The following is a 12,314-nucleotide window of genomic DNA, read 5'->3' as shown; positions in this document are numbered from 1 at the left end:
TCATCGTGATTCTAATCATTCACCATAGCTTTGAATCAAATTAGCTATATGTGCATATGCTCCACCAGCTAGTAATGCGGAAGAAACCAAAATGGCTTCGGATAGTTCTTCATTTGTTGCCCCGACTTTTGCTGCGTTTTTCGTGTGAACATCAATACAATATGGGCATTGAGTGGCATGCGCAACTGCTACAGCAATAATTTCTTTGAATTTTTCGGTTAATTTGCCTGCTTTCATGGCTGCGGCACTAAAATTAGAATACCCTTTAAAGCCATCAGGTGCATTGATTCTTAGATTACGAAGTTTTTTGAGATTCGATCTTGCATAAAGAGTATCCGGTGCTTCTGGATCTAATGCATTTTGCACATGAGTGCTATGGGTCACTGCCCCTCCAGCTTCTACTGCAGCTACGACAAAAACAGCTTCCACTAACTCTTCAAGGGATGCTCCCTCTGCTTTGGCGCTCAGTGTATGGGAGTCAATACAATATGGACATTCAGTTACATGGGCTATTGCAACGGCAATGATTTCCTTTTCTTTTTTTGTAAGTGCCCCTTCTTTAAGAACTGCACTGTTAAACTCCGAAAATGCTTGTAATTGATCAGGCACTAGATTTTTAAGTTGATTAAGATTTTTCAAATTTTCTTTTTGATATAAACTGTTTGTCATATAAAACACCCTTTCATTTACTGTACTACTAAATGATGAATTGTAATCCTTTATTTAGACTTTTGAAACAAATGCCATTCTTCCATTGACAATTTGCTGTGGGCTTTTCAACTGAAAACTATTAACTGACTCCGAAAAATCAATTTTTAAATCTTCATCAAAATAAAGAAGTTCTGATTTCTCCATTAAAATCGGACCATTGTTTGTTTCAAATACAATATCATCTGTTTCATCTATTGATGAGACAAACATCAAGGTAGGTACTCCCGCACCACAAGCGAGCCCTTCCATTACGTTTTTAATTTTTAGATATCCTTTTTGTTCACCAATCTTTTTAGTTAATACTCCTGCCGCATTATCAGTAATTGTGATATTCATTTCCACACCTCCCATTTTATTCTTATTCCCTTTTTATGATCTTCTTATAATTATTCTTGCAAACAGCTATAATTTCCTGTACCTACCGTTCGGTACAATTTTAGTCTATCAATTTAATTTATAATTAGCAATTAAATTGATTGACAACGGCAAGCCATACCGATTTAATTTTAAGTGAATTTTCTTTTCCAAATTTGATTTTTAACTTAATATATTCAAACTTGTTAAATCAACAAGTGCACTTTCACCAAAACGATAGCGAAGAAGCTTGTTCGCTATGATTCAACTATTTCTTTCTCCATCTGCGATACATCCTATATCCCTTTCGCACACCGTCAACAATAAAGAATGGAATTCTTGGATGATATTTATACAGAAATGGTCGATATATCTTGTAATAACCTTTTTTTAGGTCATTCCACTTCCTGCAATAGCCCTGTTTATAAAAATCTGATACATCAACGATATAACCTCTTCCTTCATACATCACAACGTTCTTGCCGTGAACATCAAAAGGATTCAACCCTACTGACCGGGCGTAATCTAAGCCAGCATCAATATCTTCAATGACTTGTTTAGGGATTTGTAGCCCTTTTATCACTGCATCAAATAAAGTAATCCCTTCTAGCTTTTTTAACACTAAATATGTTTCACCATAGTCGTATAATGTTGAATAAGAAGGATGGCTTCCTAACCTTTTATAGACTTCTATCTCCTTCTTAAGCTCCTCAGGGTTTCTGCCGTACACTTTTACTACTCTATCTGGATAAGACTTGTGTGAAAAGACACCAGCATAATTGCCGTTCCCAATTGTATTCCACGATTCTGACTGGTTGGTTACAATGATAGGGTCAAATGGGCTTTGAACAGTCAAATCTATATTTGGCAATAGTTCTTTTTCTATTAATTTTACATACTCATTAATAATCATTTACACACCTTCTACAATAGACTATCTTTAATATCACTTCTGATAAACCCATTATAAAGTAAATAGTTAATCTAGGTTGTAAATTAAAATAGAAATTTCTATACAGCCAATATACAATAAAAGAAGTAATCTAATTATAAAGAGAGGAGAACCTATGACATTTCCCATTTTAGAAACAAAACGATTAAAATTAATTGAACTTACTCATCAGCATGTAAATCCTCTTTTTGAGATATTATCATTAGAAGAAGTGACACGGTTTTATGGAACTAATTCTTTTACAATACAAGCCGAGGCTTCCAGATTAATTGAATTATTTCACAAGAACTTTCTTGAAAACCGGGGGATTCGTTGGGGCATTAAGCTTAAAGAAAATCAAAGAATTATTGGTACGGTTGGTCTGAATAGTTTACAATTAGCCAATAATCGTGCTGAAATCGGTTATGAACTACATCCTTCATTTTGGAGAATGGGTTTTGCTTCAGAGGCCATTACAGAGGTCCTGGAATTTAGTTTTAATAAGTTGAATTTAAATCGAATCGGAGCGGTCGTCTATCCTGAAAATGCTGCCTCCTTAGAGCTGCTATTAAAGTTAGGCTTCAGCAAAGAAGGAGTACTTCGCGGCTATATCAAACAGAACAATAAATTTCATGATACATATGTTTTATCACTTTTACAGTCAGAATGGAGGAAAAGCCAGGAATAAATCCTAGCTCTATTCTTCAAAATAATCTTTCAAGGCTTTAGGGTTTTTGACCTCATCCTCTTGATAATAAGGGTTATTTTCCTCTGCATCCTTTGGGTCTAGGTTCGTTTTAATCACTAACATTGGTGAAGAAGGGCTTTCCGCAATAATACGGTCATTTAATTGATCAAAATCTGGCATGTGTTTATTTCCAGGCTGTCTCGGCTTCATCGGAACACCTCCTAGAAATAGCTTGCTGATTTTTCCCTATCTCATTCACTTAATTTTTTGGCTATTTAAAAATAAAATGAAAAAAACTAGGAAGTGTTACCTTCCTAGTATCTTTATTCTTCTTCTGAGCCGACTAAGAAATCTGGATTCAGTTCCTCGAATTCTTCGTCGTCTACATCCAATCCCCAATCCTCATCATTGTCCTTGCAGCCTTCGGAGCTGACACGGACACAAACCTTTGTCTCGCCAATCACTTCTACAAGGAACTCCCTTTCGACATGGACAATGATTCGGTTACCATTAGGGGAAATGACCGCTTCACAGCAGTTAGGTTGTTGCAGCACTCGAGCACAAATTTCATTGTCATCGAGGCAGTCATGATCACGGTATTTTAGTTTGATGACATCAGTATATTGCACACGTTCAGTCACTACTTCTGTTTTGGTATTATCATTAAAAGAGTACCAAACGTTAATGTCATACGAGCCGTGAATCTCTACTGTTTTGCCGACTTTTTTCGCGTTGTATTTATGATTAATGATCCAACAGCCAAGAATACTTGTCGGACTATGCGCCGGGCTAATCGTATGATTGGACTGGGTAAATTTTCGTCCTTTCGCAACTACGGCCTTGGTAATTATCTCTCTATATTCTCCCATTTTGCGCGAACCCTCCTCATTCATTTTCATTTCATCGTATGCTAATTTGTAGACTAGTGTGATATATATTTTTGTGAATACTGGATAAAAGTTTAGTCATAGTTCATTTTATGCGGGATTTATAGGTGTGTGCCTTTCTTGCCTGTACTAAAAAAAGAAGGCCATTGATATCTTTGGTTTGGAGAATTTCTTTTGAAGGGTAGAGTTTTAGATAAAGAAAAACCAGACTTCGATTAGAAGCCTGGTTCCCATTTTTAATGATCGTGATCACAATCGTCGTGGCTATCACATGCCCCGCCGCCATTTTTCATACTTGCACCCGTTTCACCGATTAATACATCTCCACCTGTAGAAATAATAATTTCATCAGTTACCGTATTGGAGATAGTGGAAGCAATTAGTTGAAGTAGTTCATTCACATCTACTTGAGATTGTTTAAAATCCTGAACAACAGGAATTTCATCCAACTCTTGTTCAATCGAAGATATTTTGTCCTCAACCTTTTTTAATGCCTCATGTTTTCCATAATGCTGTAAATTAACGGCCTGCTTTTGTAGGCCTTTAATATCGGAAATCAAGGTCTTCACCTTTTGATTTTCATGAATATGAGCTTCTGCTCGTTTGAAGAAGTCCACTTCATCCGTATCTGCAATCATACGTGCCAATTCTGCAGCACGAGCGACGATATCGTCTTTAGTATATTTCGCCACTTTATTTCACCTCAACTGGTTCTAGTTCTTCCACCATTTCTCCGTTTAATGACCATGTTCTTGCTTCTGTTATTTTCACTTTAATAATTTTGCCAATCACCGATTTTGGGGCAGCAAAGTTAACAAGTTTGTTCTTTGAAGTGTAGCCTGCTAGTACATTAGGATTGTTCTTGCTTTCCCCTTCTACAAGAACATCCACTATTTGACCTTCATGCTTTTTCATTGCTTCTAAAGAAAGCTCATTTACAAGATTATTTAGCCGTTGCAGGCGTTCTTTCTTGACTGCCATCGGAACGTTATCCTCCATTTTTGCAGCAGGAGTTCCTTCACGTGGTGAATAAATAAAGGTATAAGCCAATTCATAGCCAACCTCTCGATAAAGAGACAATGTTTCTTCAAACTGTTCATCTGTCTCGTTTGGATAGCCCACAATAATATCAGTGGTCAAAGCAACATTTGGCATAGCCGCTTTGATTTTTCTAACAAGCTCTAAATATTGTTCTCTTGTATATTTACGAGCCATAATTTTCAATACATCTGTTGACCCAGACTGCACTGGTAAATGGATATGATCCATTAGGTTGCCGCCCTTTGCAAGAACTTCAATCAAATGATCATCAAAATCACGCGGATGGCTGGTGGTAAAGCGAATCCGTGGAATATCAATTTTACGTAATTCATCCATTAGGTCACCAAGGCCATAGTTCAAGCCTTCTAGATCTTTACCATAGGCATTTACGTTTTGTCCTAGCAGTGTAACCTCTTGATAGCCTTGTGCTGCTAACTGGCGAACTTCCTGAATAATCTCTTCAGGACGACGGCTTCGCTCCTTACCACGGGTGAACGGTACTATACAGTACGTACAGAATTTATCACAGCCGTACATGATGTTTACCCAAGCCTTAATTTTACCGCGGCGAACTTTTGGAAGGTTTTCAATAACATCGCCTTCCTTAGACCATACTTCAACTACCATTTCCTTTGACATGTATGCCTCATTTAAAATGTTTGGCAGACGATGAATGTTATGCGTACCAAAAATCATATCAACTTGATTATAGGTTTTTAGAATCTTATTAACGACGCTTTCTTCCTGCGACATACAACCACATACACCAATAAGTAAGTCCGGCTTTTCCAGTTTCAAATGCTTTAAATGACCAAGTTCACCAAACACTTTGTTTTCAGCATTTTCACGTATTGCACAAGTGTTTAAGAGAATAACATTCGCCTCTTCGGTGCTGTCAGTAGGCTCATAGCCCAATGCTAAAAAGATACCTGCCATGACTTCAGTATCATGTTCATTCATTTGACAGCCATAGGTACGGATATAAAACTTACGGCCATCCCCCATTCCACGGAATTCTTCAGGAATAGTAAAGTCATTATGATATTGCACTTCTTCTTTACCACGTTTTTTAGCTTCTTTTAGAGAAGGAGCAGTAATCACTTGCTCGAAGTATTTGCTGTAATCCTTGGCGGATTTTTTGTCCGAAGAATTAGCAGTTTCTACTTGCTGGCCTTCTAATCTTTGTTTTTCATTCATTTAATTAAAATCCCCTTTCTAAAAAAATGACGTAAGGTGTCTATTAAATTCCTTAATGTTATTTTTTACCTGTGCCGTAAATAAAGCTATTAAATATTATCTGCACATTATAATAGTATAAAGGTTTACCTAACTGAAAACAATAGAAATCCCTGTTAACAAGCCTGTTTAAGAGATAATTCATTTTTGTAATCGGTGGTTTCAATTAATCGTTTACGTAAAAAAACCGAGGAAATAAATTCCTCGGTTTTTTTGATTGTTTATTACATAAACTCAGCAACTAATTTATCAAAGTGTGCTTGATCAAGATTTAAATCAGCCTCTACTAATGGCTCTTCAGAATATCCAGTCAGTAATTCCTGGTAAGAAGAACGCTCATTGTTTTGGTATATTAGGCCAGTCACTAAACCATTATGTTTCATTAATGTCTGCATCGCCATTTCACGATTGGATGGATCGTATCCTTCCACATCGCTAAGCTTCTTTAGATTTTCCTTAAACCAGTCATATGTGTTGACTTTATTATATGTTACACATGGGCTGAATACGTTAATTAATGAAAAACCTTTATGCTTGATCCCTGCTTCAATTAAAGCAGTTAGATCTTTTAAATCGGTTGAGAAACTTTGAGCAACAAAGGTTGCGCCAACTGTTAATGCCATTTCCATTGGAGAAATCGCTTGTTCGATCGACCCCATCGGTGTTGATTTGGTTTTAAAACCAACTGCTGAACGTGGGGAAGTTTGACCTTTTGTTAAACCATAGATTTGGTTATCCATAACAATGTAGGTAATGTCGACATTACGGCGAATAGCATGAATCGTATGTCCCATCCCAATTGCATATCCATCACCGTCACCGCCAGAAGCAATGACTGTTAAATCACGATTAGCCATTTTAACACCTTGGGCAATCGGAAGTGAACGGCCATGGATACCATGAAAGCCATAAGAATTAATATAACCAGAGATCCGCCCTGAACAGCCAATCCCTGAAACAACTGCTAAATTTTCTGGTTCTAAACCTACATTTGCTGCCGCACGCTGCATTGCCGCTTGTACGGAGAAGTCGCCACAGCCTGGGCACCAGTTCGGTTTAACATCATTTCGAAAGTCTTTAAAAGTGGCCATTTAGAACAACTCCTTACATTTTGAATGAACTTCGTGTGGTAGGAATGGGTTACCATCATATTTAACATATTTTGTGATTTTTTCAGCATGTCCAACATTCATTTTCATGATATTTGCTAACTGTCCAGTTGCATTGTTTTCCACGACAATTACTTTTTTCGCAGAACGGACAAGTGGAAGCACTTCATCAGTTGGGAATGGATGGATTAATCGAATTTGGGCATGATTGACTTTCAAACCGTCATTTTCTAAGCGACCCATCGCTTCTTCAATAACTCCACGAGTTGAGTTAAAACCAACAATCAATAAATCTGCATCTTCATGTGGTGCATTTTTATAAACAGGTGTGTTAAAACGAATATTTTCAACCTTACGTAAACGTTTATCCATTTGGGCAATACGGTTTGTTGATGATTCAGATGGTTTACCATTTTCAGCATGTTCAACACCTGTAACATGGTGAATTCCATTTTTCATACCTGGAATAGTACGAGGTGAAATACCATCTGGTGTTACTTCATAACGCTTGAAATAGGCTTTATTTTCAATCTCTGGAAGTTCTTCTGTTACAAGCTTACCGCGTCTAATTTCTACTTTAGAGACATCAAGTGGTTCCACTGTTTGTTTTCCTAAAGATAACTGAAGGTCTGATAAAACAATTACAGGGCATTGATACTCTTCGGCCAGATTGAACGCTTCTGCAGTATCATAAAAAGCCTCTTGTACAGTACTTGGAGCCATTACGATTTTTGGAATTTCACCGTGTGTACCATAAATCATCGCCATTAAGTCGGACTGCTCTTGTTTAGTTGGTAATCCTGTTGATGGACCCCCACGCTGTGTATCGACGATGACAAGTGGAGTTTCTGTGATACCTGCTAATCCTATAGCTTCCATTTTTAATGATAATCCAGGGCCTGATGATGCAGTGATCGCACGGACACCACCATAGCTAGCACCGATCGTCATTGTACATGCAGCAATCTCGTCCTCTGTTTGGATAACTGTCCCGCCAAGTGCCGGTAATTTCTTAATTAAATATTCCATGATATCAGATGCAGGAGTGATTGGATATGCCGCCATAAAACGACATCCAGCAGCAAGGGCGCCCAATGCGATGGCATCGTTTCCAATCATAAACATACGGTGTTTGCCATCTGCTTTTTCAAGGACCATTGTCGGTACACTGGCATCCATTTTTTCTTTCATATAGTCGAAGCCAGCTTTAATCGCATCCATATTTTTCGCAACAACCTTGTCGCCTTTTTTACCAAAAATCTCACGAACTACTTCTTCAAAAACATGAATATCCAAATCTAAGACCGCAGATGTTGCACCGATTGCAACCATGTTTTTCATTAGGGATGTCCCTAATTCTGTAGCGATTTCTGTAAATGGAACCGCATACAGGGATGCTTCAGTATCTTCCGGCTTTTTTGGACCAAATTTTGCATCAGCAAGGATTACTCCTTTACTATGAAGCTCTTTGTAATTAACATCGATGGTTTCTTGGTCAAAAGCTACAAGGATATCAAGGTCATCAGAAATAGAGCGTACTTCAGTTGTGCTTACTCTGATTTTATTATTTGTATGACCGCCTTTAATACGTGATGAAAAGTGACGGTAACCATACAAGTAATATCCTAGGCGATTCAGTGCGATTGCAAAGATTTCCCCAGTACTTTCAATACCTTCCCCTTGTTGTCCGCCAACTTTCCACGAAAGTTGATTGATCATTTCCTTACACCCCTTTGGATATGTAAAAAGTTAGTAGATTAAATCATTTATTACTGTAGCACTTCTCCTGATAATTCACTAAAAAATTAGCCCGTTTAATGTTTTTAAGACTAAAAATTTGAATGATGAAGATGTACTAAACGCTTACAATTCTAGACCTTAGCACTAAAAATTGCAACCCTTTAAGCCTAAATATTGTCTAAAATATGAATATTTTTTTATTATTTGCAATTTACTATTTATCTTTCGGTAAAATTCTACCAAATGGTAGACTTAGACATTATATTTACCGTATTCTTTACCGTTTAAAAATATTGCGACCGAGCCTTCCCTATATACCAGAATAATGTTGAGACATTAAATTATTATTGCTCATTTAATTTTTAATAGGGAAAACGAAGAAATTAAAAAACCTGCTTGGCATGGTACCAAGCAGGTAAATTGTACGTATTTTTTTGTTACAGCCTATAAATAGTCTATCTCTTTCATCTTGGTTCGACGATTAACTTAATAGCCGTACGTTCTTCCCCGTCTATTAAAATATCGGTAAACGCAGGAATACAGATCAAATCTACTCCGCTAGGTGCTACAAACCCTCTTGCAATCGCTACTGCCTTTACGGCTTGATTCAATGCACCCGCACCAATAGCCTGTATCTCTGCTGCACCTCTTTCACGCAGAACTCCGGCAAGTGCACCAGCTACAGAATTAGGATTAGATTTTGCTGAAACTTTTAATATTTCCATTCCTAGCTCCCCCTTAGAAAAATCCCGATCCCGCATGAGCAGTTTCATGAACAAATCAGGTTATAACATTCCACTGCTACTATATTCAGTTGTGAAAAGACATATTCCGGCTTGGACAAAAAAATGTCATTCAAAATGCATAATCGTTCTTGCAAAGGGGGCTATCACTAACAAAGGGTCTGACCCCACACAGTATATTCAGTGTAGAATCTGACCCTTTTTGAGACAGCCGCTTAACTATAGAATGGATGATCATCATTTATTAAAATTGGATTTATTTTTTTGGTAAACCCTGTTTTACGGTCTAATTCAATCAACACGGCGCTTAACTGATTTCTTCCTGTCGTAGGGACTTCGAAACGAACTGGGAGACTGGTTAGAAACCTTTTTAAGACGGCCTCTCTTTCCATTCCTAAAATACCATCATATGGTCCAGTCATACCCACATCTGATAAATACCCGGTACCACCAGGTAATACACGGTTGTCTGCTGTTTGCACATGTGTGTGTGTTCCAACGACTGCTGATACTCTTCCGTCTAAATACCAGCCCATGGCCTGTTTTTCACTTGTGACCTCTGCATGGAAGTCGACAAAAATATATGGAGTTCGTTCACGGGCGATTTCCACTAATTCATCTGCTTTCCGAAATGGACAATCTAATGGGGCCATAAAGGTTCGACCTTGAAGATTAATCACAGCAACCTCTAGTTCATTCACTTTAAAAAAAGCTAAGCCCTGACCAGGTGTTCCTTCTGGAAAATTTGCTGGTCTAACTAAATTTTTCGCTGAGCCGATAAACTCAAATATGTCTCGATTATCCCAAGAATGATTGCCAAGCGTTATCGCTTGTGCACCCTGTCCCAAAAATTCCCGATAAATCTTTTCGGTAATTCCTCTTCCCCCAGCGGCATTTTCACCATTAATAATCGTAAAATGGGGTCGATACTTTTCTTTTAATTTAGGCAGATATTCCTTCACCATGTCACGGCCTGGTGAGCCAACGACATCGCCGATAAAAAGTAAATTCATGTTTTTCCCTTTCATCAATCAAATTAGTCAATATTCAATTTAACACATACAACTGTCATTTAAGCGATTGAAAATCAATAAATAAAGCGGTGCAATCGCACCGCTTATTTTGCGTATTCAACAGCCCGCGTTTCACGGATTACTGTTACTTTAATATGTCCAGGATAATCAAGCTCTTCTTCAATTCGTTTGCGAATATCACGAGCTAAACGATGTGCAGAAAGATCATCTACTGCTTCTGGTCTTACAATAATACGCACTTCGCGACCCGCTTGAATAGCAAAGGATTTTTCAACTCCTTCATAGGATTCAGAAATTTCCTCTAGCTTTTCAAGGCGACGGATATAGTTCTCAAGTGTCTCACTACGTGCACCTGGTCTAGCAGCTGATAGTGCATCAGCAGCTGCCACAAGAACTGCAATAATGGATGTTGGTTCTGTATCCCCATGGTGGGAGGCAATACTATTGATTACCACTGGGTGCTCCTTGTATTTCGTTGCAAGTTCTACCCCAATTTCCACATGGCTTCCTTCCACTTCATGGTCAATGGCTTTTCCAATATCATGAAGCAAGCCTGCACGGCGAGCCAATGTTTCATCTTGACCAAGTTCAGCGGCAAGCAAGCCTGAAAGCTGTGCAACTTCTACTGAATGTTTTAATACGTTTTGTCCGTAACTCGTACGGAACTTCAAACGGCCAAGGATTTTGATAAGATCAGGATGTAGTCCATGTACACCGACCTCAAAGGTCGTTTGCTCACCAACTTCACGGATATATTCATCCACTTCGCGGCGAGATTTTTCAACCATTTCTTCAATTCTTGCTGGATGGATTCTACCGTCTTGAACTAACTTCTCAAGAGCTAAACGAGCAGTTTCTCTTCGAATAGGATCAAATCCTGATAAAATAACTGCTTCAGGAGTATCATCAATAATCAAATCAATTCCCGTTAACGTTTCAAGTGTACGGATGTTACGTCCCTCACGACCAATAATCCGACCCTTCATTTCGTCATTTGGAAGATTGACGACAGAAACAGTCGTTTCGGCAACATGGTCAGCAGCGCAACGCTGGATTGCCAGCGAAAGAATTTCCTTCGCTTTCTTGTCTGCTTCTTCCTTCGCGCGGTTTTCACTTTCCTTAATCATGATGGCAGTGTCATGGGTTAACTCTTGCTCCATTCTGTCAATAATGATTGTTTTCGCTTCTTCGCGCGTAAGGCTTGAAATTCGTTCGAGTTCAGTTTGTTGTTTTCGTATCAACTCGTCCACTTTGCTTTCCATCTCTTCAATATGCTGTTGTCTTAGGTTTAGAGAATCATCCTTCTTTTCTAAAAGATTTTCACGCTTGTTTAACGTTTCCTCTTTTCGATCTAAATTCTCTTCTCTTTGCAGTAAACGGTTTTCTTGTTTTTGCATTTCATTTCTTCGTTCACGAACCTCACGCTCAGCTTCAGTCCGAAGCTTGTGAATTTCATCCTTTGCTTCTAGCAAAGCTTCTTTTTTCAATGAATCAGCATCACGTTTCGCATCTTCAAGAATCTGCTCTGCAGCATTCTTTGCACCTGCTACTTTTGCATCAGCAATGGATTTATGAACAAAATAGCCAACAACGGCACCGACGATAAGGCCAAGCAAAATGGAGATGATAGTAATTGGATCCAATCGTTACACCTCCTCTTGCTATGAACTTTTGTTACAATTTTTTAAGTGTCGGCATGTACATTGTTTAGACTCAACATACAGCAAGCACCAAGGCTTTTCGCATTGTAATATTTCCAAAAATGTAAAATATACATGTTAATTGTAAAGGTGAGAATATTTATTGTCAAGGCTTAGTCCTATTAGCTTTTTGAAATATT

At 38.2% G+C, this 12,314-nt stretch carries 13 protein-coding genes; 1 reads left to right on the top strand and 12 read right to left on the bottom strand.

All coding sequences use genetic code 11. The annotated features are described in order from the left end of the window. Positions 1-15: 15 nt before the first annotated feature. From AC3ANL_RS08885 to AC3ANL_RS08875, 3 genes are all read right to left on the bottom strand, one after another. On the bottom strand, positions 16-669 hold the full coding sequence (locus AC3ANL_RS08885; RefSeq protein ID WP_488328860.1) for a carboxymuconolactone decarboxylase family protein: 654 nt from the start codon (positions 667-669) through the stop codon (positions 16-18). Positions 670-723: 54 nt separating this feature from the next. Further along, on the bottom strand, positions 724-1,047 hold the full coding sequence (locus AC3ANL_RS08880) for an iron-sulfur cluster biosynthesis family protein (protein ID WP_488328859.1): 324 nt from the start codon (positions 1,045-1,047) through the stop codon (positions 724-726). Between the two features lie 286 nt (positions 1,048-1,333). Next, entirely contained in the window at positions 1,334-1,978 is a 645-nt protein-coding gene (locus AC3ANL_RS08875; RefSeq protein ID WP_488328858.1) for a serine/threonine protein kinase, read from the bottom strand. A 154-nt stretch (positions 1,979-2,132) separates the two neighbouring features. Here AC3ANL_RS08875 and AC3ANL_RS08870 point away from each other — a divergent pair, with 154 nt between their 5' ends. Then, complete coding sequence (locus tag AC3ANL_RS08870; RefSeq protein WP_488328857.1) at positions 2,133-2,684, top strand: GNAT family N-acetyltransferase; 552 nt, start codon at positions 2,133-2,135, stop codon at positions 2,682-2,684. 9 nt (positions 2,685-2,693) lie between these two features. Here AC3ANL_RS08870 and AC3ANL_RS08865 read toward each other — a convergent pair whose 3' ends face one another. From AC3ANL_RS08865 to rny, 9 genes are all read right to left on the bottom strand, one after another. After that, positions 2,694-2,894, bottom strand: coding sequence for a hypothetical protein (locus AC3ANL_RS08865; RefSeq protein ID WP_488328856.1), 201 nt, complete (start codon positions 2,892-2,894; stop codon positions 2,694-2,696). 113 nt (positions 2,895-3,007) lie between these two features. After that, entirely contained in the window at positions 3,008-3,553 is a 546-nt protein-coding gene (locus tag AC3ANL_RS08860; RefSeq protein WP_149869644.1) for an outer spore coat protein CotE, read from the bottom strand. Positions 3,554-3,807: 254 nt separating this feature from the next. Further along, positions 3,808-4,263, bottom strand: a complete 456-nt coding sequence (locus AC3ANL_RS08855; RefSeq protein WP_488328855.1) for a YlbF/YmcA family competence regulator — start codon at positions 4,261-4,263, stop codon at positions 3,808-3,810. A 1-nt stretch (position 4,264) separates the two neighbouring features. After that, entirely contained in the window at positions 4,265-5,809 is a 1,545-nt protein-coding gene (gene miaB / locus AC3ANL_RS08850) for a tRNA (N6-isopentenyl adenosine(37)-C2)-methylthiotransferase MiaB (protein ID WP_488328854.1), read from the bottom strand. Between the two features lie 263 nt (positions 5,810-6,072). Next, positions 6,073-6,939, bottom strand: a complete 867-nt coding sequence (locus tag AC3ANL_RS08845) for a 2-oxoacid:ferredoxin oxidoreductase subunit beta (protein WP_488328853.1) — start codon at positions 6,937-6,939, stop codon at positions 6,073-6,075. Continuing rightward, on the bottom strand, positions 6,940-8,676 hold the full coding sequence (locus AC3ANL_RS08840; protein ID WP_488328852.1) for a 2-oxoacid:acceptor oxidoreductase subunit alpha: 1,737 nt from the start codon (positions 8,674-8,676) through the stop codon (positions 6,940-6,942). 485 nt (positions 8,677-9,161) lie between these two features. Beyond that, positions 9,162-9,422, bottom strand: a complete 261-nt coding sequence (gene spoVS / locus AC3ANL_RS08835) for a stage V sporulation protein SpoVS (RefSeq protein ID WP_003211281.1) — start codon at positions 9,420-9,422, stop codon at positions 9,162-9,164. Between the two features lie 233 nt (positions 9,423-9,655). Then, a complete protein-coding gene (locus AC3ANL_RS08830) occupies positions 9,656-10,453 on the bottom strand; it encodes a TIGR00282 family metallophosphoesterase (protein WP_488328851.1) in 798 nt (265 codons plus the stop codon). A 104-nt stretch (positions 10,454-10,557) separates the two neighbouring features. Then, the gene (gene rny, locus AC3ANL_RS08825; protein ID WP_488328850.1) at positions 10,558-12,117 is read right to left on the bottom strand and encodes a ribonuclease Y; all 1,560 of its coding nucleotides are present in this window, start codon (positions 12,115-12,117) and stop codon (positions 10,558-10,560) included. Between the last annotated feature and the right edge of the window lie 197 nt (positions 12,118-12,314).

Source organism: Neobacillus sp. DHD-1R (assembly GCF_057747995.1).
This window is presented reverse-complemented; position numbering and strand designations above follow the sequence as displayed.